This is a genomic window from Deinococcus wulumuqiensis R12 (assembly GCF_011067105.1).
GTDB classification, from domain to species: Bacteria; Deinococcota; Deinococci; order Deinococcales; family Deinococcaceae; genus Deinococcus; species Deinococcus wulumuqiensis.
The window spans coordinates 240,531-264,017 of the sequence record NZ_CP049357.1 but is presented as its reverse complement, the minus strand read 5'-3'; the positions used below and the strand labels follow the sequence as shown (position 1 = coordinate 264,017).

General features: G+C 68.6%; 28 protein-coding genes. 11 read left to right on the top strand and 17 right to left on the bottom strand.

Features of this window, described 5'->3' with window-relative positions; genetic code table 11:
• Window positions 1-295 precede the first annotated feature (295 nt).
• The 3 genes from G6R31_RS01375 to G6R31_RS17005 are packed head-to-tail and all read right to left on the bottom strand — an operon-like array spanning window position 296 to window position 1,985.
• Complete coding sequence (locus G6R31_RS01375) at window positions 296-775, bottom strand: DUF3293 domain-containing protein (RefSeq protein WP_229659281.1); 480 nt, start codon at window positions 773-775, stop codon at window positions 296-298.
• Entirely contained in the window at window positions 772-1,866 is a 1,095-nt protein-coding gene (gene truD / locus G6R31_RS01370; protein ID WP_017871084.1) for a tRNA pseudouridine(13) synthase TruD, read from the bottom strand. The genes G6R31_RS01375 and truD overlap by 4 nt, the downstream gene beginning before the upstream one ends.
• Complete coding sequence (locus tag G6R31_RS17005) at window positions 1,863-1,985, bottom strand: hypothetical protein (RefSeq protein WP_264149123.1); 123 nt, start codon at window positions 1,983-1,985, stop codon at window positions 1,863-1,865. Before G6R31_RS17005 ends, truD begins: the two co-directional genes overlap by 4 nt.
• Between G6R31_RS17005 and G6R31_RS01365 the strand changes: the two genes are divergently transcribed.
• Window positions 1,984-2,625: a rhomboid family intramembrane serine protease gene (locus tag G6R31_RS01365; RefSeq protein ID WP_017871083.1), complete on the top strand. Its 642-nt coding sequence runs from the start codon at window positions 1,984-1,986 to the stop codon at window positions 2,623-2,625. The genes G6R31_RS17005 and G6R31_RS01365 overlap by 2 nt on opposite strands.
• A 99-nt stretch (window positions 2,626-2,724) precedes the next feature.
• Window positions 2,725-3,549 carry a transglutaminase family protein gene (locus tag G6R31_RS01360; RefSeq protein WP_017871082.1) on the top strand — a complete coding sequence of 275 codons (825 nt, stop codon included), beginning with the start codon at window positions 2,725-2,727 and terminating at the stop codon, window positions 3,547-3,549.
• Window positions 3,550-3,677: 128 nt separating this feature from the next.
• Here the strand turns inward: G6R31_RS01360 and G6R31_RS01355 are convergent, their stop codons facing one another.
• The 4 genes from G6R31_RS01355 to G6R31_RS01340 form a co-directional block, all read right to left on the bottom strand.
• The gene (locus tag G6R31_RS01355) at window positions 3,678-4,262 is read right to left on the bottom strand and encodes a YIP1 family protein (RefSeq protein WP_017871081.1); all 585 of its coding nucleotides are present in this window, start codon (window positions 4,260-4,262) and stop codon (window positions 3,678-3,680) included.
• A 51-nt stretch (window positions 4,263-4,313) separates the two neighbouring features.
• Window positions 4,314-5,516: a mechanosensitive ion channel family protein gene (locus tag G6R31_RS01350; RefSeq protein WP_017871080.1), complete on the bottom strand. Its 1,203-nt coding sequence runs from the start codon at window positions 5,514-5,516 to the stop codon at window positions 4,314-4,316.
• Between the two features lie 79 nt (window positions 5,517-5,595).
• Window positions 5,596-6,669, bottom strand: coding sequence for a phosphate acyltransferase PlsX (plsX, locus tag G6R31_RS01345; RefSeq protein WP_017871079.1), 1,074 nt, complete (start codon window positions 6,667-6,669; stop codon window positions 5,596-5,598).
• Window positions 6,659-7,279 carry a LabA-like NYN domain-containing protein gene (locus tag G6R31_RS01340; RefSeq protein WP_017871078.1) on the bottom strand — a complete coding sequence of 207 codons (621 nt, stop codon included), beginning with the start codon at window positions 7,277-7,279 and terminating at the stop codon, window positions 6,659-6,661. The genes plsX and G6R31_RS01340 overlap by 11 nt, the downstream gene beginning before the upstream one ends.
• 172 nt (window positions 7,280-7,451) lie before the next feature.
• Here G6R31_RS01340 and katA point away from each other — a divergent pair, with 172 nt between their 5' ends.
• On the top strand, window positions 7,452-9,062 hold the full coding sequence (katA, locus tag G6R31_RS01335; RefSeq protein WP_017871077.1) for a catalase: 1,611 nt from the start codon (window positions 7,452-7,454) through the stop codon (window positions 9,060-9,062).
• Between the two features lie 108 nt (window positions 9,063-9,170).
• Window positions 9,171-10,196: a S66 family peptidase gene (locus G6R31_RS01330; RefSeq protein WP_017871076.1), complete on the top strand. Its 1,026-nt coding sequence runs from the start codon at window positions 9,171-9,173 to the stop codon at window positions 10,194-10,196.
• 273 nt (window positions 10,197-10,469) lie between these two features.
• Here the strand turns inward: G6R31_RS01330 and G6R31_RS01325 are convergent, their stop codons facing one another.
• The 7 genes from G6R31_RS01325 to G6R31_RS01295 form a co-directional block, all read right to left on the bottom strand.
• Window positions 10,470-10,766 carry a hypothetical protein gene (locus tag G6R31_RS01325; protein WP_017871075.1) on the bottom strand — a complete coding sequence of 99 codons (297 nt, stop codon included), beginning with the start codon at window positions 10,764-10,766 and terminating at the stop codon, window positions 10,470-10,472.
• Window positions 10,767-11,186 carry a hypothetical protein gene (locus tag G6R31_RS01320; protein ID WP_225983306.1) on the bottom strand — a complete coding sequence of 140 codons (420 nt, stop codon included), beginning with the start codon at window positions 11,184-11,186 and terminating at the stop codon, window positions 10,767-10,769.
• Window positions 11,187-11,197: 11 nt separating this feature from the next.
• Window positions 11,198-11,707, bottom strand: coding sequence for a hypothetical protein (locus tag G6R31_RS01315; protein WP_017871073.1), 510 nt, complete (start codon window positions 11,705-11,707; stop codon window positions 11,198-11,200).
• A gap of 236 nt (window positions 11,708-11,943) precedes the next feature.
• Entirely contained in the window at window positions 11,944-12,300 is a 357-nt protein-coding gene (rplT, locus tag G6R31_RS01310; protein WP_010888637.1) for a 50S ribosomal protein L20, read from the bottom strand.
• A 3-nt stretch (window positions 12,301-12,303) separates the two neighbouring features.
• Window positions 12,304-12,504 carry a 50S ribosomal protein L35 gene (gene rpmI, locus G6R31_RS01305; protein WP_017871072.1) on the bottom strand — a complete coding sequence of 67 codons (201 nt, stop codon included), beginning with the start codon at window positions 12,502-12,504 and terminating at the stop codon, window positions 12,304-12,306.
• A 209-nt stretch (window positions 12,505-12,713) separates the two neighbouring features.
• A complete protein-coding gene (locus G6R31_RS01300) occupies window positions 12,714-13,187 on the bottom strand; it encodes a DUF3809 domain-containing protein (RefSeq protein WP_025567209.1) in 474 nt (157 codons plus the stop codon).
• A 23-nt stretch (window positions 13,188-13,210) separates the two neighbouring features.
• Entirely contained in the window at window positions 13,211-13,450 is a 240-nt protein-coding gene (locus G6R31_RS01295; RefSeq protein WP_017871070.1) for a DUF3248 domain-containing protein, read from the bottom strand.
• 155 nt (window positions 13,451-13,605) lie between these two features.
• On the opposite strand from G6R31_RS01295, the gene G6R31_RS01290 reads away from it, so the two are divergent.
• The 4 genes from G6R31_RS01290 (at window position 13,606) to trmD (ending at window position 16,588) form a co-directional block, all read left to right on the top strand.
• A complete protein-coding gene (locus G6R31_RS01290; RefSeq protein WP_017871069.1) occupies window positions 13,606-14,616 on the top strand; it encodes an aspartate-semialdehyde dehydrogenase in 1,011 nt (336 codons plus the stop codon).
• A gap of 298 nt (window positions 14,617-14,914) precedes the next feature.
• Complete coding sequence (locus G6R31_RS01285; RefSeq protein ID WP_025567680.1) at window positions 14,915-15,154, top strand: KH domain-containing protein; 240 nt, start codon at window positions 14,915-14,917, stop codon at window positions 15,152-15,154.
• Window positions 15,151-15,717: a ribosome maturation factor RimM gene (rimM, locus tag G6R31_RS01280; protein ID WP_017871067.1), complete on the top strand. Its 567-nt coding sequence runs from the start codon at window positions 15,151-15,153 to the stop codon at window positions 15,715-15,717. Before G6R31_RS01285 ends, rimM begins: the two co-directional genes overlap by 4 nt.
• 4 nt (window positions 15,718-15,721) lie before the next feature.
• The gene (gene trmD, locus G6R31_RS01275; protein ID WP_017871066.1) at window positions 15,722-16,588 is read left to right on the top strand and encodes a tRNA (guanosine(37)-N1)-methyltransferase TrmD; all 867 of its coding nucleotides are present in this window, start codon (window positions 15,722-15,724) and stop codon (window positions 16,586-16,588) included.
• Here trmD and G6R31_RS01270 read toward each other — a convergent pair.
• Complete coding sequence (locus G6R31_RS01270) at window positions 16,568-17,914, bottom strand: acyltransferase (RefSeq protein WP_017871065.1); 1,347 nt, start codon at window positions 17,912-17,914, stop codon at window positions 16,568-16,570. The two genes, trmD and G6R31_RS01270, sit on opposite strands and share 21 nt — an antisense overlap.
• 242 nt (window positions 17,915-18,156) lie before the next feature.
• Here G6R31_RS01270 and glpX point away from each other — a divergent pair, with 242 nt between their 5' ends.
• The gene (gene glpX, locus G6R31_RS01265) at window positions 18,157-19,155 is read left to right on the top strand and encodes a class II fructose-bisphosphatase (protein WP_017871064.1); all 999 of its coding nucleotides are present in this window, start codon (window positions 18,157-18,159) and stop codon (window positions 19,153-19,155) included.
• 506 nt (window positions 19,156-19,661) lie between these two features.
• On the opposite strand, the gene G6R31_RS01260 is transcribed toward glpX, so the two are convergent.
• Entirely contained in the window at window positions 19,662-20,282 is a 621-nt protein-coding gene (locus G6R31_RS01260; RefSeq protein ID WP_017871063.1) for a VOC family protein, read from the bottom strand.
• Window positions 20,283-20,286: 4 nt separating this feature from the next.
• The gene (locus tag G6R31_RS01255; protein WP_017871062.1) at window positions 20,287-21,552 is read right to left on the bottom strand and encodes an NAD(P)/FAD-dependent oxidoreductase; all 1,266 of its coding nucleotides are present in this window, start codon (window positions 21,550-21,552) and stop codon (window positions 20,287-20,289) included.
• Window positions 21,553-21,687: 135 nt separating this feature from the next.
• On the opposite strand from G6R31_RS01255, the gene G6R31_RS01250 reads away from it, so the two are divergent.
• Together G6R31_RS01250 and G6R31_RS01245 are read left to right on the top strand one after the other, a co-directional pair.
• Window positions 21,688-21,876, top strand: a complete 189-nt coding sequence (locus tag G6R31_RS01250) for a hypothetical protein (protein WP_017871061.1) — start codon at window positions 21,688-21,690, stop codon at window positions 21,874-21,876.
• A gap of 166 nt (window positions 21,877-22,042) precedes the next feature.
• Window positions 22,043-23,482 (top strand): M20/M25/M40 family metallo-hydrolase, encoded by a 1,440-nt coding sequence (locus G6R31_RS01245; protein ID WP_017871060.1) that lies wholly within the window; start codon window positions 22,043-22,045, stop codon window positions 23,480-23,482.
• Window positions 23,483-23,487 lie beyond the last annotated feature (5 nt).

The window sequence follows — 23,487 nt, the reverse complement described above, 5'->3', positions numbered from 1 at the left end:
GTCTTCCCCATGAGGCGGGAAGGGAAAGAGGGCGAAAAAAGGCATTCGGATAGCGCCATTGTGTGACGAGGAGCGTCAGACCTGGGTATGCCGGTCCACATTTGCTTTCGGGCGGGCCGCGCCCCTGCAGGGTCGGGTCCCCACAGGCAGGATGACACCCGGCGCCCGTCCGGGCATCGGCCACTTGGCCGGGTCAGGCGGCCGATACCGGACGGAAGTCATCTTCCTGCCCCTCCATCCCATATGTTCGACTCGCTCGACTCGGAAAAAGGCTCCGAAAAAGAGATGACGCGCCTTATTTCCCGAAGTGTTCCGACACCGGCACAGCCCAGCAGCGCTCGGTCGGCCCCGGCAACCAGACGAGCGCCGCCCGTGAGCCGACGCCGAACAGCACTGCTTTTTGCCCGAACGCCTCGCCCCAGCTCCGCGCCTGCGCCAGAGACGCGCCGGGCACGAGCAGACTTTCCTCGGCCCACTCGCCGCTGCCGTTGACGGCAGGACGTGGGATCAGGCCCGCCTGGAGAACGCAGGCCAGAAGCCGCTCCTGCGCGGCGCAGTTGGCACTCTCAGGGGCCTGCTGCGCGTCCGGGTTCCAGGCGGTGACGATGGCCCATGAACCGCTAGCCCAGCGAGGAACGGGGCCGGGAATGGGGCTGAGGCGCACGCGCTCGCCGGGCGGTCCATAAAGCGCCGCCAGAAATGCAGCCCGCAGCGCCGGGTCGGGACGGGGGCAGGTCAACGCCCGCCGCCCAGCAGCCGGGCGTGGGCCGTTCACTCGTGGTCCTCCGTCGCGCCTTCTGCCGGAGTACCTTCTGCCGGGCCAGCTTCGTCGTCCGGGCCGCTGGTGTCCACCTCGGTCTTCATCACCTCGCGCAGGACACTGGTGGCGAAACTGCCCTTGGGAAGGGTGAAGGCCAGCACGTAGCCGTCGTCCTCGGGGCGCACCTCGGTGCCGGCGGGAAACACCCGAATCAGGCGGCGGTCGCCCTTGCGCGAGGCGAAGACCTGCGGGGTCAGGCCGAAAAGGGAAAGGGCTTCGGTTTCCAGCGCGCCCGCGTCGGCGGTGAGTGGCCTGACCTTGCGTCCGAACAGGGTGCCGGTGGCACTCACCTCGCCTCGCTGCGCCCGGGGGGTTTCGACCTGCGCGTCCTCGACCAGAAAGACGCCGCCGGTGTCATGTTTTTTCGCCATGTCGCCGGTCAGCAGCCGGTCAAAGGCGCCGCGTTCCAGCCGCAGACTGACCAGGGCGTTGAACACCGCGCTCTGCACGCTGCTTGTCAGGAAGCGGCGCACGCGGGGGTCACGCAGCTCCGACTCGCCGCGCAGCACCCGCAGGCCTTCCTCGGCATTGAGTCCGCCCAGGCCGAAGCGCTGGGGGCCGAAATAGTTGGGCACCCCGTGTTCGGCCAGCGCCGCCAGCGTCTCCCCGGCCTGTTCCGCCGTGCCCGGCGCCCCGCGCACCCGCACCACGAAGCGATTGCCGTGCAGATGCCCCAGGCCGAGCTTGTTGCTGTGGCGCGACGTGTCCAGAATCCGCACGCCGGGCAGCGAGAATTCCCCCAGGCGCGGCTCGACCTTGCCGGGCAGGCTCAGCCACTGGGTGGTCACGGCGTGGCGGTCCTTGAGTCCGGCCACCCCCACGTCGCGGTCACGCACGCCGAGCTGGGCGCACAACTCGCGGACCACATGGGCGGTGGTGTGCCCGGTCTTTTCTATGTGAAGGTACAGAAAGTCGCCGCTGCCGCCGGGCAGGTAAGCGGGCACCTCCTGCACCTGAAAGTCGGCGGGTTCGGCACGCAGGCGCCCGCCCGTGCCGGGAAACGTCGTCCGCTCGCGCAGCGCCGACCAGTCGAAGATGAGACTCATTGCGCCCGATTGTAAGCGCCCGCCGCCGGGCGAGGCTGCCAGCGGCGCCCGCGCTGCATGAACGGCCCCTCGCCCGCGCCGCATTTTTCTCCTGACCCGGCGGCGGACACTGGGGGCATGACGCGCCCGCCTCCCCCGCGCCCTTTTCCTCCACAGCCCCCCTCGCCCCTGGCCCCCGGACGTCCTCACCTGAAGGGAGCGGCGGGCCTGACGGCAGGTCTGATCGCCCTGCTCTGGGGGCAGGAGGTGGCCGACCAGTTTCTCTTCGGCACCCGGCTGGACGGCTACGGCATCGTGCCGCGTCAGGCGGGCAGTTTCTGGCACGTGTTCACCGCGCCCTTCCTGCACGACGGCTTCGCGCACCTGATCGCCAACACGGTGCCGCTGGCGGTGCTGGCCTTCATGACCGCCGTGCGCTCGGTGAGCCGGTTTCTGGTCGCCACCTTTTTGATCGTCCTGATCGGCGGCGGGCTGGTGTGGCTGTTCGGGCGCGGGGGCAGCGTACACCTGGGGGCGAGCGAACTGGTGTTCGGCTACCTCGCCTACCTGCTCGGCGTGGGGTGGTGGGAGCGCACGCCGGTCGCCGTCGTGGTGGCCGTGATCGCCTTCGCCCTGTACGGCGGCGTGCTGTGGGGCGTGCTGCCGGGCAACCCCGCCGTGTCCTGGGAAGCGCACCTCTTCGGCTTCGTGGGCGGGCTGATCGCGGCGGCCGTGCTGCACCGCACCCCCAAACCGGGCCGGGCGCGGCGCGGGGGATGAAGGGCGGCCTAAACGGGGTCACGCTTCTGTCAGACCGCGCGTGTCAGACTGCACGGCACGTCACCGGCTCCCCCCCGGAGCCTGACGAGGGACCCGCCTATGCGCTGTGAAATCCGACACACCACCGAGTACCGTTATCCCAAGCCCGCCTGGGATTCGTTCAACGAGGTCCGCCTGCACCCGGTGCAGGAGGTCCGGCAGACGCTGCGCTCCTTTCACCTGAGCGTGACGCCGGAAGCCGAAATCACGTCCCACAAGGACTATTTCGGGGCGCTGGTCCACCATGTCCACGTCCACGAGCCGCACACCGAGTTGCGCATCGAGGCGCAGGCCATCGTGGACACCCACGCGGTCACGTTGCCGCTTGCGGCCCCCATGAGCGTGCTGGAAGGGGCACGCGCAGCGAACATCGAGTTTCTGGTGCCCTCTCCCCGCGTGCCTGCCGGGGACTGGCCGGAGATCTTCGAGGTGCGCCGCCCGGCGCCGGACGACGACCTGCCGGGCTTTCTGAGCGACCTCAACACCGGGCTGCACCGCCGCTTTACCTACGACACCAAGGCCACTGCCGTCAGCACCCCACTGGCCGAGTTCGCGCGGCACGGGCGCGGCGTGTGCCAGGACTTTACCCACGCCATGCTGGGCATCCTGCGGCAGCTCGGCATTCCGGCCCGCTACGTCAGCGGCTACCTCTACAGCGGCGGCGAAATGCTGGGCGCCGAGGCCACCCACGCCTGGGTGGAGGCGCTGATTCCGGGCTACGGCTGGCTGGGCTACGACCCCACCAACAACTGCCTCGCGAACGAAAAACACATCAAAATCGCTCACGGCCGCGAGTACAGCGACGTGTCCCCCGTGCGCGGCACCTACTACGGCGGCGGGCAGGGCAAGCTGGAAGTGGCGGTCCACGTGTACGGCGAGCAGTAAACCAAAGCCCCCCCGCGCCTCTCAGCCGGGGGAACGCCTTCAATGGGCTTGACCTTTACGGGACGGCCTTCTTCTTCGCTCTGCTCGGGCAAAGAGAGAGGGCCTGTCATCCCTTTTTCAAAACACTGCTACCGTCCCAGCAGCAAACCGAGCAGCAGCGCCCCGACGGTGCCGTACGCCAGGGCCGAGAGCACCAGCGTCACCCCGGCGCCCACCGGGCTACGCAGGTTCATGCTCGACTGCACCGCCAGAAACCCGAAGAAGGCCAGCGCCAGAGCGATGACCACGTTCTGCACGAGCCAGCCCAGCACCGGCACGATGCCGATGAGGGTGCCCACGATGCTCAGCGGCACGAAGAACAGGGCGAAGGTGTAGGCGACTTCCGAGTACCGGCCCGTGCCGCCGAAGAGAAAGCGGCCGATGAGGTACACCGCGCCGGTAAAGACCAGAAACTGCGCGGGAATCCCGATCAGGCGCGAGAACAGCTGGCCGAAAAAGGTCACGTCGCTGTGAAAGACCGAAAACAGCGCGGCGATCACGCCGGAGACGGCGGCGGCGAGCAGAACGTAGAGCAGCGCCTGCCCGGTCCCGCCCCGACGCTCGAACCGCTCGAAGGTGCTGGGGGCCGGGCGGGCAAGTACCGCCGCACTCTGCGCGAACATGTCCGAAATCCGGGTGGGGGCCGTGAAGGGGGAAAGAGGAGGACGGGTCATGCCTTCCAGTACGTCCGGTGGTCGCCCCGGGTTGCGGCTGGGCGCCCTGGCCTAACGTTCATCTTCCTCGGCGTCCCGGCTGAAGCTGGGCGGCACCGGGGGCCGGGTGCGGTCTTGCCCGGTGACCGGGGCCGGAGCCGGAGCGGGCACCTGCGCCCCCTCGCCCGGACGCGCCAGCTTGACCTCCAGCGGACCGGAGGCGAAGGTCACGCTGCGCTGGGGCGAAGGAATCTCGATACCGGCCTGGTCCATCGCGATCTTGATGCGGCGGTTGAACTCACGGCCCAGGGCGTACTGGCTTTTGGGCAGCACCTTGAACAGCGCCCGCAGCGTGACGCCGTCGGGCGCGAGGGCCGTGACCCCCTGAATCTCGGGCGCATCGAGGAAATGGTCGTCCCACGCGGGGTCGCGGTAGAGTTCCTGGCTCACAGCGTCGAGCACCCTGAGCGCCTCGTCCACGTCGGCGTTGTAGGTCACGTCCACCGTCGCCACCACCCGCGACCAGTCCTTGCTGCTCACGCTGACCGTCTGGATCTGGCCGTTGGGAATGATATGCACGGTACCGTCGAGCGCCCGCAGCGCCGTGACGCGCAGGTTCAGCCGCTCCACCGTGCCGGAGAGCTGCCCGGTGCCCACGGCGATCACGTCGCCCACGCCGTACTGGTCCTCAAGCAGGATAAAAAAGCCGGTGAACACGTCGCGCACCAGACTCTGCGCCCCGAACCCCACCGCCACGCCCAGGATAGACACCCCGGCGAGCAGCGAGGTCGCGTTGACCCCGAGCGTCTGAAGCATTGCGATGGCGCTGACCACCACGATGATGACCTTGAGGGTCGAATCGGTCACGCCCTTGAGGGTCTGCACCCGCACGCTGCGGCGGTTGAACTCGTCTTCCACCACGATGCGCCCGGTGGCGGTGCCGACGAGGTTCCAGGCGATCATCGCCATCGCCAGCACGACCACCACCTTGCCCGCGCTGTTGCGAAAGCCCTCGCGGATATCGGCGCCGAGGTCGAAGAGAAAGGGCACGTCCGGCAGGTAGACGATGTGCGTGGCGCTCGCCAACCAGCCCACCACGACGCTGAGCAGCAACAGCCCTTTGAGCAGGGCGGTGAGCCGGGGGTGCTGGTACCTTTCCAGCCCCCGCAGCAGCGTGCGCCCCAGTCGGTAGAGCGCGTAGGCGACCACCAGGGTCAGCGCCAGACCCACCCACACCTGCGGCTTGGCGAGTTGAATCGTCAGAGCATCGAACATCCCCCCACTGTCTCATGAAGGCGTGGGGGGACGCAAAAAGAACCTGTGCCTTACCTCTTGTTCAAAGCGGTGTCAGGCGTCAAGTGCTTGCCTGAAACGCCGCTTCCAGCCGCTGCACGAGGTTGGCTTCGTGGGCGCGGGCGGCCCGCAGCACGGCGTTTTTGACGGCGCGGGCGTCGGCGCTGCCGTGGCCGATAAAGGCGAGGCCGCGCACCCCGATCAGGATGCTCGCTCCGTAGGTGCTGGGGTCCATCCGCTCGGCCAGGCCACGCAGCGAGTCGCGCACCAGCAGGCCGCCGAGCTTGCTCTTGACATTGCTGTTCAGCGCTTCCTTGACCCAGCCGAGCAGCACTTTGGCCTCGCCCTCGGCGAGCTTGAGCACCACGTTGCCGGTAAAGCCGTCGGTCACCACGATGTCGGTGGTGGACCGGAAGATGTCGCGGCCCTCCACGTTGCCGTAGAAGTTGATGCCCTGGCCGTGCAGCGCCCGCAGCAGGCCATGCGCCTCCACCACCAGAGCGCTTCCCTTGTGGTCCTCTTCCCCGATGGACAGCAGGCCCACGGTGGGGTCTTCGCGGTCTTCGAGCACGCGCAGGTACACCGTCGCCAGCCGCGCCCACTGCGCGAGATACGCGGCCTTCACGTCGGCGTTGGCCCCGGCGTCGAGCAGCGTGGTAAAGCCGCCCTGCGCGGGCAGGTGGGTCAGGATGGCGGGGCGGTCCACGCCCCTAATGCGCCCCAGGGTGAGCAGCGCCGAGGCCATCGTGGCCCCCGAGTGGCCCATGCTGACGGCGGCGGCGGCGCGGCCTTCCTTGACCAGCCGGGTGCAGACGTTGATGCTCGCCCCGGTGCGGCTGCGCACGTCGCTGGCGTGTTCTTCCATGCCGATCACGTCGGGGGCGTCCACCACCTCGATGGGCAGGCGGCTGCTGCCCTCGTGCTTGCCGAGTTCGGCGTGCAGTTTGACCCGGTCTCCCACGAGCAGCACCGACACCCCGCTGCGGGCGGCCTGCACCGCGCCGTCCACGTTGGGCGCCGCGCCGTGGTCGCCCCCCACCGCGTCGAGCGCGACCGGCAGGCGGCCCGCCGCCTTGGGCGCCGGGGCCTGGGCCGTTACCTGAGTCTGGGCGGTCGGCGGGGCCTCAGCGGTCATCGCCCACCCCGCCCGCTCCGGCCCCGTAGAAGGACGCCCGCAGCTCGCGGTCCTGGAAGCGGCCCTCGCTGCGTTGCCCCTCGCTGCGCTGGCCCTCGCTCGGCAGGCGGTAGCCGGGGCGCTCCACCTGCTCGCGGATGCTGGCGAGGTCCACGTACTCGTCGGCGGCGTTGCGCAGCTCGTAGCTGGTCATTTCGGGAATGCTCGCCACGATGACCCGTTTGCCGCGTGCCCGCAGCACCTCGACGGGCCGCTCGAAGTCGCCGTCGCCGGAGAGCAGCACCGCCACGTCGTAGCGGCTTTCGGTGGTCAGCAGGTCGGTCACGAGTTCGATGTCGAGGCTGGCGCGGCGCGAGGTGTCGCCGTGTTCGTCGGTGTTTTCGCGCAGCGGGCGGGTGCGGACGGTGTAGCCCATGTAGGTCAGCGCGTCCACGAAGCGCTTTTGCTTGTCGTCAATCTGCGCGGGCACGGCGGTGTAATAAAAGGCGTTGTAGAGGGCGCCCATTCCCGCGAAATGTTCGAGAATCTTGCGGTGGTCGAAGTTCCACCCCAGCCGCTTGGCCGCCGCGTAGACGTTGGCGCCGTCAATAAAAAGTCCAATACGTTCCATGAGTCTCCTGTCCCGTGCAGGATAGCCGATGCCCCCCGGCCCGGCGGAGGGCGCAGGCGTCCCGTCACCTGATGCCTGCATGACCCTGGACATTGAGAATGATTCTCAATATGGTGACACGGAGCTTCTGCCCTTCCCGCGAGAAGGCGCCAGGAGGCGAAAAGGAGAGCTTATGAGCGACGAAAACAACAAGGGCGTCGGCACGGCGGTGCAGGGCGTGGGCGGTCCCCGCGACGGGCGCACGGCTCCCGGCGAGCAAGGCACCACCCTGACCACCCGCCAGGGCCACCCTGTGCACGACAACCAGAACAGCCGCACCGTGGGCAGCCGTGGCCCGATGACGCTGGAGAACTACCAGTTTCTGGAAAAACTCTCGCACTTCGACCGCGAGCGCATTCCCGAGCGCGTGGTGCACGCCCGTGGCGCCGGGGCACACGGCGTGTTCAAGGCGACGGGCAAGGTCGGCGACGAGCCGGTGAGCAAGTACACCCGCGCCAAGCTGTTTCAGGAAGAAGGCAAGGAAACGCCCGTCTTCGTGCGCTTTTCCACCGTCGGTCACGGCATCCACTCGCCCGAAACGCTGCGTGACCCGCGCGGCTTCGCCGTCAAGTTCTACACCGAAGACGGCAACTGGGACATGGTGGGCAACAACCTCAAAATCTTCTTCATTCGCGACGCCATCAAGTTCCCCGACCTGATTCACAGCCAGAAGCCCAGCCCGACGACCAACATCCAGAGCCAGGAGCGCATCTTCGACTTCTTCGCGGGCACGCCCGAAGCGACCCACATGATTACCCTGCTGTACTCGCCCTGGGGCATCCCGGCGAGCTACCGCTTCATGCAGGGCAGCGGCGTAAATACCTACAAGTGGGTCAACGACAAGGGCGAAGGCGTGCTGGTCAAGTACCACTGGGAACCCGTGCAGGGCGTGCGCAACCTGACGCAGGCGCAGGCCGACGAAATCCAGGCGACCAACTTCAACCACGCCACCCAGGACCTGCACGACGCCATCGAGCGCGGCGACTTCCCCAAGTGGGACCTGTTCGTGCAGATCATGGAAGACGGCGAGCACCCCGAACTCGACTTCGACCCGCTCGACGACACCAAAATCTGGCCCCGCGAGCAGTTCCCCTGGCGGCACGTGGGCCAGATGACCCTGAACCGCAACCCCGAAAACGTGTTCGCCGAAACCGAGCAGGCCGCCTTCGGCACGGGCGTGCTGGTGGACGGACTGGACTTCAGCGACGACAAGATGCTCCAGGGCCGCACCTTCTCCTACTCCGACACCCAGCGCTACCGCGTCGGCCCCAACTACCTGCAACTGCCCATCAACGCGCCCAAAAAGCACGTCGCCACCAACCAGCGCGACGGGCAGATGGCCTACCGCGTGGACACCTTCGAGGGTCAGGACCAGCGTGTGAACTACGAGCCGAGCGTGCTGAGCGGCCCCAAGGAAGCGCCTCGCCGCGCCCCCGAGCACACCCCCCGCGTGGAAGGCAACCTCGTGCGCGCGCCCATCGAGCGCCCCAACCCCTTCGGGCAGGCCGGGATGCAGTACCGCAACTTCGCCGACTGGGAGCGTGACGAACTGGTGAGCAACCTCTCCGGCGCTCTGGCGGGCGTGGACAAGCGTATTCAGGACAAGATGCTCGAATACTTCACCGCCGCCGACGCCGACTACGGCCAGCGCGTGCGCGAGGGCATTCAGGCCAAGGAAGCCGAGATGAAGGGCCAGGACAAGACCGCGCCCGTCTACGGCACCGAGGCGAGCAGCCTGTACTGAGCTGTCCCGTTAGCCAATCAGCCAAAAGGTCGCCCCATGTGGGCGGCTTTTTTCATGCTCCGCCACTTTGCGTATTGGTCCGGCCCCCGCTCACCGTTAGCCTGACACATGGACAAGCCCACCTTCGTTCGGCCCCCACCTCTGCGCCCCGGCTCCCGCGTGGCGGCCCTGAGCCTCAGCGCGGGCTTCGTCACCGAGGTGCCGCACCGGTACGCGGCGGGGGTGCGGCAGGCCGCCGAATCGCTCGGCTGGGACATCGTGCCCGCGCCCAATGCCTTTCGCGGCCCGGAGTATCTGTACGCGCACCCCGAAGCCCGCGCCGATGATCTGCGCTGGGCGCTGCAAAACCCCGAGATTGACGGCATGGTCAGCATCATCGGCGGGGACGATTCCATCCGGCTGCTGCCTTATCTCGACCCCGAGCTGATTCGGGCGCACCCGAAAGTCTTTCTGGGCTACTCGGACTCCACTGTCACGCTGACGCAGTTTCTGAAAGCGGGCGTGATGGCCTACCACGGCCCCGCCGTCCTGACCGACCTCGCGGAAAACGGCGGCATCCATCCTTTGACCCGGCACGGGCTGGAACAGGCGTTCGGGACTGAGCCTTACGACCTCTCCCCCGCCCCGGAATGGACCGAAGCGAAACAGGTCTGGGACGAAGCCAGCCAACCCCACCGGCGCGAGTTTCAGCCCGGCGACGGCTGGACCTGGCTCCAGGGCGACGCTCCCGCCGAAGGGCACCTGCTCGGCGGCTGCGTCGAGATTCTGGACATGCTCAGCGGCACGCCCGGCGAACTGCCGCCCGCCCTGTGGCAGGGCGCGGTGATGGCGCTGGAAACGAGCAACGACGTGCCGCCGCCCTCTCAGGTGGGCTACTGGCTGCGGAACTGGGCGGCCAAAGGCGTGCTGCAAGGGCTGAGCGGGCTGCTGCTGGCCCGGCCCCGCGACTACTCGCCGCAGATGGTCGAGCAGCTTTACGTCTGGGTGCGCCGCGTGCTGAAAGAAGCGGGCCGCGAAGACCTGCCCGTCGTCGCCAATGTGGATTTCGGGCACACCTCGCCGCAACTCACGCTGCCGCTGGGCGCACGGGTGCGGCTCGACCCGGCGGCGGGACGGGTGACGGTCTGGCCGTAATACGGATTCCGCTCATACGGATTCCGCTTAATTCCTGCACAGTCGGGAAAGCGCCGCCTGTGCATCCATATCGCGTAACCCGTATTTTTTCCTACTCCTTTCAGTCCGATTGAATCTGAAACTACCAGATTCAATCGGAATCCGTATAAATTCCTGCACAGTCGGAACTACACCGCCTGTGCATCCATATCGCGAAATCCGTATCTTTTCCTACTCCTTTCAGTCGGATTGAATCCAGAAATCTGCTGGATTCAATCGGAATCCGTATAAGGCTCACGGAAAGGCAGCTTTGCCCGGTTGCCAGCCCCCCCCCGGCCCCCCGGCCCAGTGCCACACCCCCTGCGCGGGCCTCCGCTCCAGCGCGGCGCGAATCTCGGCCAGGGCGACGCGGCGGGCAAAGCGGGTGCGGGCGTGCCACGCGGCCAGGGCTTCCGGGCGGCCCAGACCGCGCACGGCGGCGGCGGCCCGGTTCACGGCGAGGTCGAACAGCGCGTCCGGCACCGCCCCCGCCGCGTCCTGCCCTGCCGGATTCGGCCCGGAAAGCGCCAGAAACGGGTGCTCCTCGGACACCTAGGCGCTCCCGGTCCGGCCCGCCAGGGCAGCAAGTTGCCCGGCGTGCCACACGCTGTGGCGGGCATTCAGGCGAATGAGTTCGGCCACCGTCATGACCTGCCCGCTGTAGGTCAGCTCGGCGCAAAGCTGCTCGGGCGAAAGCTGCCGCGCCTGCTCCACTTCCCAGGCCATCAGGCGGCGCAGTCCGGCGTCGTCGGGAGGGGGCACGGTGCCGGTCGCGGCGGCAACGGCGGCCCAGGACGCCCGTTTGGTCTGGGTCAGGTGCGAGATCAGCCCGCTGACGCGGTGATGTTGCACCCCGTCCAGCCCCGCCAGCGCACTCTGCACGCTTTCCTGCGGGGCGTGGTTGGCCTCGTCCAGCAGCAGGGCCAGTGCTTGGGGGGACAGGTCGGCGGCGTTCATGACAGCCCCCCTCATGACAGGCGCCCTCATGACAGACGGTAACCGTCACCGTCGCGCTGAAGCACACCGCGCTCCAGCATCCGCCCCGTCACCTCACGGGCCTGCTCGAAGCTCAGCGGGCTTTTTTCCTCCAGGTCACGCAGGGTAAAGCGCCCGCCGCTGCGGTAGGCGTATTTCAGCACCATGCGCTCCTGCACGTCGGCCCGCTCGCCGCCCGCCTCGGCCCGTTTCAGGCGGCGTCCGAACAGCGTCCAGACGAGGGCCGCGACCACCACACCAATCAGGAGGGCCACCGGCAGCATCTGCGTGGCGAAGGCGGGGTCGGCAAACCCCTGGGCAATTTCCAGCGCCCGCGCTTTGGCCGCCGCCACCTGCTCGGCACTCGCGCCCGCCGCTTCCAGTCGCCGCGCCTGACCGCGTGCCCGTAGGAAGCGGAAGACGCCGCCCGTATCGCCCCGCGTGTAGAACGCAGAAAAGGCGATCAGGGCGGCGGACGCTCCGGCAATCAGCGAGAGAAGAAAGCGGGCAAGACTCATGACCAGGAGAATAGTCCAGAGGCCGGCGCTGAGGGCAGACCGGAAGCACAAAAAAACTGCCCCCCCACCTGGGAGAGCAGTCTCGGGCAAACGCCCCGCCTTATACGGATTCCGCTAAATTCCTGCACAGTCGGAACTACACCGCCTGTGCATCCATATCGCGAAATCCGTATCTTTTCCTACTCCTTTCAGTCGGATTGAATCCAGAAATCTGCTGGATTCAATCGGAATCCGTATTACTGACGAGCGTTGCGCGAGGCGTCCACGAGCGCCTTGAAGGCTTCGGGTTCGCGGGCGGCGATATCGGCGAGCACCTTACGGTTGAGGTCGATGTTCGCGCGCTTCAGACCGTTGATGAAGGTCGAGTAGTTCATGCCGTGCAACCTTGCGCCCGCGTTGATGCGCTGAATCCACAGGCGGCGGAAATCGCGCTTCTTGTTGCGGCGGTCACGGTACTCGTAGGTCGCGGCGTTGAGCAGGGTCTGGAAGGCGTTGCGGTACTGCTTGGAGCGGCTGCCCCAGAAGCCCTTGGCGCGCTTGAGGACCTTCTTGTGACGGCGGCGGCGGACAATCCCGGTTTTGGCGCGTGGCATGGTTTATTTCCCCCTCGGGAGCATGAGTTTCATCCGGGACCACTCGGCCTTAGCGAGCACGAAGCCCTTGCCCTTGCCGCGAATCTCGTCGCCGCTCTTGCCGGTGTTCTGGTGGCGCTTGCCGCTCTTGAACGCCATGACCTTGCCGGTGCCGGTGATCTTGATCCGGCGCTTGGCCATCTTGTGAGTCTTCATCTTGGGCATACAGCCCTCCTTCGTAGTCCAGTCGCGCTCCCTCGGGAGGCTTCTGTCTGGGGTTCGGGCCGCGCACGCGCACAGGCGCGGAGCCGTTGGTCGCCCTGCCCCACTTGACCAAGCGAAGATTTTACACGCTGCGCCCCTGCTCAAGCAAGGGGGCCAGACAAGGGGCCAGGCAAGGGGGCCGGCAGCAGCGGTGGCCCGCCGCTTGCGGCTCAGGCTGGGGGCAAGCCCGCCGCCAGGCCCTCGGGCAGCGCCTTGGCGACGCGTTCCAGCGTGCGGCCCGCCGCCGCCTGCACCATCTTTTCAAAGGCCGCCCCGCCCCAGCCCTCGGCCTCCGGGGTGGCGAGGTGGGCCTCGAACTGAAACTGGAAGGTCATCTCGCCCGCCCCGCCTGCCGCCGCCTGCCCCGACACCGCGACCCAGGCCCGCTCGCCGGTCAGAGGCCGGGGAAGCAGCTCGGCGCCCTGAGGCGTGCGGCGCAGTTCGCTGCGAAACGGCAGGTCCACCTCGCCCAGCAGCGGAACAGTCACCAGCAGTTCGCCCCAGACCTCCGTCTCGCTGGCGTCCAGCCCCCGCAGGAAGCGCACCCCGGCGAGGGCCGCCGCCGGGTCACGCACGAAGGCGAGCGCCGCCGCCTGCCCGTGGGGGTGGCGCAGGCCGAAGGTCTGCTCGGCCCGCAAAATCACGTCTGCACCTTCTGCCTGCCCACTCAGTCCACCCACTTGATCACGAGCCGCCCGCTCTGCGCCGCTTCCTGCACCTCGGCGTCGCCCGCGCTGCGCAGCCGGGGCAGGTGGGCAAACCGTGGCGCGGCCGAGGCGTACCCCAGGCGAACCACCACGTTGTCGCTGAGTTCGTCCTTGCCGATGCGCCACACCAGTTGCCCGCCGAGCGCTTCCAGTTGCCGCGAGAGGTCGGGGGACAGCGGTGCAAAAGCCATGCCGGGCATTGTACGCCCGCGCCTCGCTTGACCCCCCGTGCCCCACCCACTACCCTGACCGCATGAGTGCTTCGGCTGTCACTGTGGCCCCCTGAGGGCGGTGCGCCGGGCCAGCCGCCCCGCAAGACATGCGCGGGCGGTTTTTTCCGGTCAGGAGGGAAGATATGCGCGTCGCCATTGTGGGAGCCACCGGGGCCGTCGGCCACGAACTGATGAAGGTGCTGGAAACGTCGAGCCTCAAGTTCAGCGAGCTGCAACTCTATGCCTCGCCGCGCAGCGCGGGCAGCACGCTGGAGTTTCGCGGGCAGCCGCTGACGGTGCAGGCCACGCCGGAGGGTGCGCTGCCCACCGACCTGGTGCTCGCCTCGGCGGGCGGGTCCATCAGCAAGGAAAAGGCCCCCCGCTGGGTGGAGGGCGGCGCGGTCGTCATCGACAACTCCAGCGCCTTTCGCTACGACGAGGACGTGCCGCTGGTCGTGCCCGAGGTCAACGGGGAAGCGGCCCTGAAGCACCGGGGCATCATCGCCAACCCCAACTGCACCACCGCCATCGCCGTGGTCGCCGTCGCGCCGATTCACCGCAAATACGGCGTGAAGCGCATGATCGTCAGCACCTATCAGGCCACCAGCGGCGCCGGGCAAAAGGGCATGGACGAACTGCTCGCCGAGACGCACAAGGTTCTGCACGGCCAGGACGCCGGGCATCAGGAGTTCGCCCACCCCATTCCCTTCAACGTGATCCCTCATATCGACGTGTTTCAGGACAACGGCTACACCAAAGAGGAAATGAAGGTCGCCTGGGAAACCCGCAAGATTCTGGGGGACGAAAGCCTGCTCATCAGCTGCACCGCCGTGCGTATTCCCACGCTGCGCACCCACAGCGAAGCCATCACGCTGGAACTGGAGCGGCCTGCCACCCCCGAAGACATCCGCGAACTTCTGGCAACGGCGGCAGGCGTAGAAGTGCGCGACAACCCCGACCAGAAGCTCTACCCCATGCCCCTGACCGCCAGCGGCAAGTACGACGTGGAAGTGGGCCGCATTCGCCAGAGCCTCGTGTTCGGCGGCGGCATCGACCTGTTCGTCGCGGGCGACCAGCTCCTCAAGGGCGCCGCGCTCAACGCCGTCCAGATTGCCGAGGACCTTCAGCGGCGCGGCGGGCTGCCGGGCCACTGAAGCCCTGAAGCACTCCTGATACGGATTCCGCTTAATTCCTGCACAGTCGGGAAGGCGCCGCCTGTGCATCCATATCGCAGAATCCGTATTTTTTCCTACTCGCCTCCGCTCTGCTGCGCAGCTTTGCAAGTCGGATTGAATCTGAAACTACCAGATTCAATCGGAATCCGTATGAAACGCCACGGAACACCTGCCGGGCCGCAGCGCGAGTTGCCGCCCGGCTTTCGGCGTTCCCCCGGGGTTCCGCCCCCCCTGGCGGCGGGCAGATGGCGCGGGCGGCTGGTCTACAATGCCCGCCATGAACAGTGACCCCGCAGACCTCACCCTTTTTCTGGCGCAGAGCGTGGTGGACCAGCCTTCGCTGGTGCGCGTGAGTCGGCGCGGCCCGACGGTGCTCGTGCGGGTGGCCCCCGGCGAGGAAGGCCGACTGATCGGCAGACAGGGCCGGGTGATTCAGGCGATTCGCACCCTGGTCCGTGCGGCAGGCGACCCCCGTGAGCGCGTGAACGTGGACCTCGACGCGCCGCGCAAGGCATGACCACGCCGCTGGAAGGTCCGCAGGGCACCACCCGGCTGGGGCACCTGCTGGGGCCGCACGGCGTTCAGGGCGGCGTCAAGCTCTACGTGCTGGGCGACCCGGCGCAGGTGCTGGCGCTCAAGCGGGTGTACGTGCAGACGCGGGGCTGGCTGAACCTTCGCCGCGCCGAGAGTGCCCCGCCCAGCGTGGTGCTGCACCTCGCGGGCGTGACCACGCGTGAGGGCGCCGAGCAGCTGCGCGGCCTGCACGTCTACGCCGCCGACGCCGAACTGCCCGCGCTGGAAGAGGGCAGCTTCTACTACCACGACCTGCGCGGCCTGGACGTGTACGGCGCCGGGGGCGAGCACCTGGGCAACGTCAGCGACGTGCTGGACGCCGGGCACCAGGACCTGCTGGTGGTGGATTACGGCGCGGGCACCTCGTTCGTGCCGCTTCAGGCCCCGTATGTGGAGATTGCGCTGGACGGCGGCAAACCGAGTGCCGTGCGCCTGAGCGCCGACGCTCCCGCCGGGCTGATCGGGCCGGAAAGCGCCGAGGACGACAGCGGCGCGGCGGAGTCCTGAGCAGGTGCTGACCTTTTCCTTTCTGACACTGTTTCCCGAACTGCTCGCTCCGTTCGCCTCGGAAGCCATCGTGGGCAAGGCGCGGGAGCGGGGGCTGCTCGACGTGCGGCTGGTCAACCTGCGTGACTTTGCGGGCAACAAGCACCTCAAGGTGGATGACACGCCCTATGGCGGCGGCGCCGGCATGGTCATCCGGGTGGATGTGGCGGCCCGCGCCCTGGCCGCCGCATGTGAGACCGGGCCGCCCCCCGACGAGGTGATTCTGTTTACCCCGGCAGGCCAGCGCTTCGACCAGCAGGTGGCCGAGGAGCTGGCGGGCAAGCGGCACCTCGTCTTTCTGTGTGGCCGCTACGAGGGGTTCGACGCGCGGGTGGAAGGGCTGGTGACACGCGAGCTGAGCCTGGGGGACTTCGTGATGATGGGCGGCGAGGCGGCGGCGGCCTGCGTGCTGGAGGCGGTGGCCCGGCTGCGCCCCGGCGTGCTGGGCGACGAGGACTCGCACCGGCAGGACTCCTTTTCCAGCGGTCTGCTCGACTACCCCGAGTACACCCGCCCCCCCGAGTGGGAAGGCCAGAACGTGCCCGACGTGCTGCGCGGCGGCAACCACGCGGCGGTGGGGCGCTGGCGGCGTGACCGGGCGCTGGAACGCACCCTGCACCGCCGCCCCGACCTGCTGCCCGGCGCGGGTCTGACGCCGCAGGACAGCGCCACGCTGCTCACGCTGGGCGCGACCCCCGAGCAGCTCACGGCCTGGAACGCGCCCCCGCCGCCCACCCCGAAAGGACGCCGCAGGAAAAAGGCGCCGCCCGGCGAGGAAACGGCCCCGTCCGGCCCTGACCGCAGCGAAGCCCTAACGCCCGAACAGCAGTGAGCTGAGGCGCCGCCCGCTCAGCACCCGCCCGATGACCGCCGGCAGCATCAGCACGAACAGGCCGTAGGCGGTGGTCACGGCGATGGTCAGGGCCACCGAGTCGGTGCGTTCGGGGGCGTACCAGCGCTCCAGCACCTGAAGCAGGAAGGGGTGAATCAGGTACACCTGCAAGCTGACCGTGCCCAGCGTGGCGACCAGGATGCGCAGCGGGTGCGCCGAGCGTTGCCACTGGTACGCCAGCCCCAGCAGGCCCAGGGCCATCAGGGCGCTGTAGGCCCAGTTCAGGGCGTGGTAGGCCACCGAGTCCACCGACTCGCCCAGCATCTGCCGGGTGGTGATGCTCAGGTACGGCGGAAACACCAGCACCAGCAGCCCCAGCACCCACCAGCGCCAGCGGCGGAACCACTCGGAAAACTCGCCCAGGCGGGCGCCGACACTGATGCCCAGCACGATGGGCAGGACGTACCACAGCACGGTGCTGCCGGGGTAGCGCACCTCCAGCACCTCGCGGTTGAGCAGGTAAGCCCCGGCCTGAAGCGCGGCGCCCAGCAAGAACGCGGCCCAAATCGGCGGGCGGCGCCGGGCAAACGGCAGCAGCAGCGGCAGCAGGAGGTAGACCTGCAACGCCACCAGCATGAAGTACAGGTGGTAACTCGCCTTGCCGTAGAGCAGGTAGAACGACCAGCGCTCGGGGTCGGTCAGCACCTCCGGCGGGCGGCGGCCACTGGCGACATACCACAGCACGTACAGCACGCTCCACAGCAGGTAGGGCCACCCGCCGCGCACGACCCGGCGCGAGTAGTAGCGCAGCGGCTGAAAGTCACGCAGCAGACTGCGCGTGAGCACCGTGGCCGACAGGAAGATAAAAGCGGGCACCGCGAAGTGCAGCGTGCGGTTGACAGCCGCCGTGACCAGGTAGGCGGCACTGCCTTCGGGCAGGTGGCGCAGGGTCACGGCGGTGGTGTGGTGGGTGACGACTTCCAGAATCGCCAGCCCCCGGAAAAAGTCCACCGCACTCAGCCGCGCGGTCGAAGCCGCCTGCCGCGATACCGTGACCGGCGCGGGAGCACTCGGCAAGGCGGGCGAGAGCGCCCCGGCCCCCGCTCCAGCCAAACCTGTTCCGGCCAGTGCCGCTTCGTGGGGCCGGACCAGGGCCATCGCGCCGTGTTCGGGCAGGCCGGGCAGTTCGTAGGGAGAAGCCAGGAGGTGCTGGCGCAGGCCGGGCTGCGACCCCGTCTGGCGGGCAAAGTAGTTGAGCGCCTTGTCGAGCTGCACCAGTCCCAGGCGGCGCAGCAGCGACGGCGAGGAGCGCCAGCCGGAGGTCACGGCCGGAGGCGGCCCGGACGCGAGACCGGCCGGGCGCGGCGGAGGGGCGAGAAGCGGGGCACGCTCCAGGACAGAAGAACCATTCGATTTCCCAGCATACCGGCTGCGGGACCGGGGCAGGTAGGGACAGGTCGGCCCGCCCCACGTCCGGCAGGCGCCGCGCTGTCACCCCGCTGGTCCTGCCGGGCGTGGAACCGCTCCCAGCGGGCACTGGCGGCGGCCGACGTGTTAGCGTTCGGGTCATGACCAAGCGCACGACCGACCCCGGCCAGACGTCTTTCGAACATGCCCTGGTGCTGGAAACCGCCCGCGTGACCGAAGGCGCGGCGCTGGCCGCCAGCCGCTTCATGGGCCTGGGAGACAAGAACGCGGTGGACGGCGCGGGCACCGAAGCCATGCGCACCCTGCTCAACAGCCTCGACATTCGCGGCACCGTGGTGATCGGTGAGGGTGAGATGGACGAGGCGCCGATGCTCTACATCGGGGAAAAGGTCGGCAACGGGCAGTACGAGGTGGACATCGCCGTGGACCCGGTCGAGGGCACCACCGTGACCGCCAAGGGCCTGCCCAACGGCCTGGCCGTCATCGCCCTGAGCGAGCGCGGCGGCCTGATGCACGCTCCCGACTGCTACATGGAAAAGCTGATCGTGCCCCCGCCCGCCGCCGGGCGCGTCAACCTCGACTGGCCGGTGGAAGCCAACCTGAGCGTCATCGCGCAGAGCCTGGAGCGCGACGTGGAAGACCTGATGATCACCATTCTGGACCGTGACCGTCACGCCGACCTGATTCGGCGCGTCCGCGCTGCCGGTGCCCGCGTCAAGCTGATCGGCGACGGCGACGTGGTGGCGGGCCTGGCGGTGGGCGTGCGCGGCACCGGCGTCCACGCGCTGATGGGTTCGGGCGGCGCGCCCGAGGGCGTGCTGTCGGCGGCGGCGTGCAAGTGCCTGGGCGCCGAGATTCAGGGCCGCTTCATCGCCGAGGACGACGCCATGCGCGAGCGCTTCGCCGCGATGGGCGTGGACGAAAAGCGCGTCTACCACACCGACGACCTCGCCCCCGGCAAGCAGATGGTCTTCAGCGCCACCGGCATCACCTACGGCGAACTCCTGAGCGGCGTGCGGCGCTTCGCGGGCGGCGCCCGGACCCACACCCTGGTCATGGGGTACGCCAGCCGGGTGGTGCGCTTCATCGACACCGTCCACCTCGAAGAAGACCACGCCCGCGTGACCATTCGCGTCTGATACGGATTCCGTCCAATTCCCCCATATTCGGAACCACACCGGATATGGGTCCATTTCCCGAAATCCGTATTTTTTCCTCCTCTGCTTCGCAGCTTTGCAAGTCCTTCCAGTCGGATTTCATCCCCCAAATCGGGGGATTCAATCGGAATGGGTATGAGGCCAGAGGGAGCAGACAGGGGGAGGCGTCCGGGCCTTCCCTTTTTTCTTTCCCCTCTTTCCCCCGCTTCGTTGTGCCGAGTTGTGCCTACACCTTCCAGCGTCCCGCCGCCAGCCCGTCCCGCACTTCGGAGACCAGCGGCGTCACAGTGTCCGCCGCCGTGACCCCCAGGAGCAGTTCTCCGAATGACGCATGCGCCCTGACAGCACCGCCACCTGCTTCATTCTCTCCTGCGGACTCGAAGAGCTGCTTCGCAGCTTTGCAAGTCGGACAGAAACGCTGCGCTTTTTCTGTCAAATGCTCTAAAAGGAGGCGTCGGGGCGCGGCAGCTTTGAGCCGGAGACCCCCATCACAGCGTCACCAGCCCGTCCGGGGTTTGCAGTTGGGCCGACAGCTCGGGTTGCGGCGCCTCGTAGACCTCCACTTCACCCACGAAGTTCAGGGCGTCCAGCGTGGCCCGCAGGGGGCCGGGGTCGGGGGTGCCCAGCCGCAGGGTGAGCAGCCGCACGCCCGAGTCGGGCAGCCGGGTGGGGGGCGCGGGCGTGTCCCAGACAATCAGCGAAGGCTCGACCCCGCCGCCGGGCAACTCGCCGCTGGCCGGAACCGTCAGCCGCCAGCGGTTCTCTCCCCGGCTCAGCGCCAGCACGTCGGGGTGATCGGGCAACCCGGGCACCGCCGCCACCCAGTGAATCAGGGCCGGGCCGTGTGCCAGCCTCTCCCGCATCTGCGGCGTGTCCAGCCCGAACCAGCGCGGGCGCGGCGGGGCCGGGGCGCCTGGGTTGACGGCGATGACTTCGAGGTAGCTCTCCCCCAGCGACAGCAGCCGGTTGTGGGTGCCGAAGGCGGGATGTTCGCCGCCGGGGAGCAGCCCCACGCCCAGGCGACCTTCCAGCCACGCCGCGCCTTCTTCCAGCGTGCGGGCGGCGACGACGAGGTGGTCGAGGCGGGCCGGGCCGGGCATGGCCTGCATGGGGTCAGGCCCCCCGGGGACGGCTCATGCCCGTGAGGTCGCCCAGCACGATGGCCGCCGCCTTTTCGCCGCTTTCCAGGGCGCCCTGGATGCCGCTCATGGACGTGACCTCGGAGGCAAGCAGCACGCCCGGCAAGCGGGTGGCGTGGCCCGGCAGCGTGGCCGCGTACCCGGCGGGCTGCTCGAACTGCGCGTAGGGAAGGCGCTCCAGCCCCAGCAGCCGCAGCGTGCCCGCCGCTTCCGCGCCGTACCAGCGGGACAGTTCGCCGCGCACGCGGGCGTCGAGCGCGGCGTCGTCCACCTCCGGCAGACCCAGCACCGTGACCGTCAGCAGATGCTGTCCGGCAGGGGCGCGCCCCGGCACCGCAAGGCTGGTCCACTGCGCGTTGTTGATGAGGCCAGCTTCGGCGTTCAGCAGCAGTCGGTGCTGGCCGGAAATCCGGCGCGAAGTGGCGTAGTAGAGGTAGGTGCTGGACAGGGCGCCCCGGGTCAGCGCCTCGCCGGTCAGGTCGCTGGCCGCAGGCGCGTCGGTCGCCACGATGACCTGCCGGGCGTCGATTTCTCCGGCGCTCGTCACGGCGGTCACGTGGCCGGGCCGGGGCAGCAGCCGCAGGACCTTCACGCCGGTCAGCACGTCGGTGCCCTGCGCGAGCTGGCGGCTGATTTCCCCCATGCCGCGCCGGGGCAGCGCCGCGCCGCCGTCCATGAGCATGCGGAAGTAGTAGCGAAACAGCCGGGCCGAGGTCGCCAGGTCGCGCCGCAGGAAAATGCCGCCGAAAAAGGGCCGGAAAAAATGGTCCAGGGCGGCCTCCGAAAACCCCTGGGCACGCAGGAAAGCCTCGGTGCTCTCGTCCGGGCCGGTCAGCAGTTCGTGGGCGGGTGAGGCACGCAGGGCCGCCGCCAGCCGCGCCACCCGCAGCTTGTCGGTCAGGGTCAGGGCGCCGGACTTCAGCGTGGCCGGCAAGCTGGCGAGGTCGTCCAGAGGACTGCCGAGGACGTCTTCCCGCTCGCCGCGCCGCACCGCCGCCGCCGAGGGCAAGGGCACGAGGTCGAGCGCGTCTAAGTCGAGTTGCCGCCGCGCCGCCGGATAAGCGGGAAACAGCACCTGAAACCCGGCGTCGAGCGTAAAGCCCTCCACCTCGCGTGAGCGCACCCGGCCCCCCACCTCTGCCGCCGCTTCCAGCACGCGCACCCGCCGCCCGGCCTTCGTCAGTATCCGCGCCGCCGTCAGGCCCGCAAGCCCACCCCCGACCACCAGTCCGTCCAACATATGCTCCAGCATAGGCGAGGGCTGAGCACATACGGTTGGGCACATACGGTTGGGCATGTAAGGCCGGGCAAGGACACCGCCCAGCCCGATTCGTCCACAAGAGTTCTGTCAGAAACGCCCCCTTATCCTGCGGTCATGTTCGGTCGCCGCGTTCCTCCCAACGTCGTCTTTCTGCTGAGCCTGCTGCTGGCGGTCGTGTGCGGCCTGGTGTGCTACAAGGCCCTGAGCGTGAGCAACACCGTCGGGGGCGTCATCGCGGGCATCTTCGCGCTGTGGTTCGCGGTGGACGCGGTGCGGTCGTTCGGCTGGAACCGGCAGAAATAAGAACTATTGATAACGTGCAAAGTTGGTCTCAAGCCTCCGCCGACTGGCGCTGAGCCATGGGCCATAGCTCATGGCAAGGGGAATATGGCTCCTCGGCAGGTGATACGGCCATGCCGCGTTCTCAAGAAGCGCCTGCCCGCTCCCCGACCGGTGCTAGCCTCGCTCCATGAGCAACCATCTGGAACAGGCGCTGCTGGACCGGCATGTGGCGCGCGGCCTGGACGACCTGCGGGCGCTGGTGGCCCTGCCGAGCGTGTCCGCACAGGGCCGGATGCTTCCGGAAACCGCCGAGGCCGTCTCGTCGCTGCTGCGCGAGGAGGGCTTCGCCGTGCGGCAGTTTCCCGGCACGGTGGCGCCCGTGCTGCTCGCGGAAGCGGGCGACGGCCCCTTTACCCTGCTGATCTACAACCACTACGACGTGCAGCCCGAAGACCCGCTGGAGCTGTGGGACACGCCGCCCTTCGAGCTGACCGAGAGGGACGGGCGGCTGTACGGACGCGGCGCCAGCGACGACAAGGGCGAACTCGCTTCGCGGCTGGCGGCGGTGCGGGCGGTGCGCGAGCAGCTCGGGCACCTGCCGGTCAAGGTCAAGTGGCTGATCGAGGGCGAGGAAGAGGTCGGCAGCCCCACCCTGGAACGCTTCGTGGCCGAGCACGCCGCCGACTTGCAGGCCGACGGCTGCTGGTGGGAATTCGGCGGCATCAGCCCCGAGGGGCAGCCCATCCTGTCGCTGGGACTCAAGGGCGTGATGTGCGTGGAGCTGCGCTGCCGGGTGGCCGAGAGCGACCTGCACAGCAGCCTGGGGGCCGTGATCGACAATCCGCTCTACCGCCTTGCCCGCGCCGTCGCCAGCCTGCGCGACGAACAGGGCAACGTGACCATTCCCGGCTTTCACGACGACGTGCGGGGAGCGAGCGAGGCCGACCGGGAGGCCATCGCCCGGATTCCCGGCGACGGTCAGGCGGTGCGCGACACCTTCGGGGTGCGCCGCCCGCTGGCGACGGGGCCGGAGTACCACCGCCGTACCAACCTGCATCCGGTGGTCAACATCAACGGCTGGGGCGGCGGCTACCAGGGCGAAGGCAGCAAGACGGTGCTGCCGGGGGCAGGCTTCGTCAAGCTCGATTTCCGGCTGGTGCCCGACCAGGACCCGGAGCGGGTCTTGACCCTGCTGCGCGAACATCTGGCCGCGCAGGGACTGGACGACATCGAGGTCGTCGAACTCGAGGCCCACCAGAAACCCGCCCGCGCCGACGCCGGACACCCTTTCGTGCAGGCGTGCATAGCCGCCGCCCGCGCCGCACACGGCAAAGACCCCATCGTCCACCCGTCGAGCGGGGCCAGCGGACCGATGTTTCCGTTCACCGGGGGCGCGGGGGGCGGCGGGCTGGGGCTGCCTTGCGTGGCGGTCGGCATCGGCAACCACGCCGGTCGGGTCCACGCGCCCAACGAGAACGTCGTGCGCGAGCATTTCGCCCGGGGGGTGGCGTTCGGCGCAGAGCTGCTGACCCGGCTGGGCCAGTGGGATGGGGGGCTGCCGAACCCAGGAACGCCCCCCGATGGGGGCAAGACCGCGCCCGGCGAAAGCGGGAGACAGGGCCGCTAGACTGA

Bases quoted from the DNA above. Each gene is read 5' to 3' on its own strand.
- G6R31_RS17005 (WP_264149123.1), bottom strand. From the start codon at position 1,985: ATGCCCCCAGTGTCCGCCGCCGGGTCAGGAGAAAAATGCGGCGCGGGC.
- rpmI (WP_017871072.1), bottom strand. From the start codon at position 12,504: ATGCCCAAGATGAAGACTCACAAGATGGCCAAGCGCCGGATCAAGATC.
- G6R31_RS01330 (WP_017871076.1), top strand. From the start codon at position 9,171: ATGGACAAGCCCACCTTCGTTCGGCCCCCACCTCTGCGCCCCGGCTCC.
- G6R31_RS01245 (WP_017871060.1), top strand. From the start codon at position 22,043: ATGAGCAACCATCTGGAACAGGCGCTGCTGGACCGGCATGTGGCGCGC.
- rimM (WP_017871067.1), top strand. From the start codon at position 15,151: ATGACCACGCCGCTGGAAGGTCCGCAGGGCACCACCCGGCTGGGGCAC.
- glpX (WP_017871064.1), top strand. From the start codon at position 18,157: ATGACCAAGCGCACGACCGACCCCGGCCAGACGTCTTTCGAACATGCC.
- G6R31_RS01260 (WP_017871063.1), bottom strand. From the start codon at position 20,282: ATGCAGGCCATGCCCGGCCCGGCCCGCCTCGACCACCTCGTCGTCGCC.
- G6R31_RS01285 (WP_025567680.1), top strand. From the start codon at position 14,915: ATGAACAGTGACCCCGCAGACCTCACCCTTTTTCTGGCGCAGAGCGTG.
- G6R31_RS01365 (WP_017871083.1), top strand. From the start codon at position 1,984: ATGACGCGCCCGCCTCCCCCGCGCCCTTTTCCTCCACAGCCCCCCTCG.
- truD (WP_017871084.1), bottom strand. From the start codon at position 1,866: ATGAGTCTCATCTTCGACTGGTCGGCGCTGCGCGAGCGGACGACGTTT.
- G6R31_RS01315 (WP_017871073.1), bottom strand. From the start codon at position 11,707: ATGAGTCTTGCCCGCTTTCTTCTCTCGCTGATTGCCGGAGCGTCCGCC.
- G6R31_RS01250 (WP_017871061.1), top strand. From the start codon at position 21,688: ATGTTCGGTCGCCGCGTTCCTCCCAACGTCGTCTTTCTGCTGAGCCTG.
- G6R31_RS01355 (WP_017871081.1), bottom strand. From the start codon at position 4,262: ATGACCCGTCCTCCTCTTTCCCCCTTCACGGCCCCCACCCGGATTTCG.
- rplT (WP_010888637.1), bottom strand. From the start codon at position 12,300: ATGCCACGCGCCAAAACCGGGATTGTCCGCCGCCGCCGTCACAAGAAG.
- G6R31_RS01290 (WP_017871069.1), top strand. From the start codon at position 13,606: ATGCGCGTCGCCATTGTGGGAGCCACCGGGGCCGTCGGCCACGAACTG.
- G6R31_RS01360 (WP_017871082.1), top strand. From the start codon at position 2,725: ATGCGCTGTGAAATCCGACACACCACCGAGTACCGTTATCCCAAGCCC.
- G6R31_RS01350 (WP_017871080.1), bottom strand. From the start codon at position 5,516: ATGTTCGATGCTCTGACGATTCAACTCGCCAAGCCGCAGGTGTGGGTG.
- G6R31_RS01255 (WP_017871062.1), bottom strand. From the start codon at position 21,552: ATGTTGGACGGACTGGTGGTCGGGGGTGGGCTTGCGGGCCTGACGGCG.
- G6R31_RS01320 (WP_225983306.1), bottom strand. From the start codon at position 11,186: ATGAGGGGGGCTGTCATGAACGCCGCCGACCTGTCCCCCCAAGCACTG.
- G6R31_RS01295 (WP_017871070.1), bottom strand. From the start codon at position 13,450: ATGCCCGGCATGGCTTTTGCACCGCTGTCCCCCGACCTCTCGCGGCAA.
- G6R31_RS01340 (WP_017871078.1), bottom strand. From the start codon at position 7,279: ATGGAACGTATTGGACTTTTTATTGACGGCGCCAACGTCTACGCGGCG.
- plsX (WP_017871079.1), bottom strand. From the start codon at position 6,669: ATGACCGCTGAGGCCCCGCCGACCGCCCAGACTCAGGTAACGGCCCAG.
- katA (WP_017871077.1), top strand. From the start codon at position 7,452: ATGAGCGACGAAAACAACAAGGGCGTCGGCACGGCGGTGCAGGGCGTG.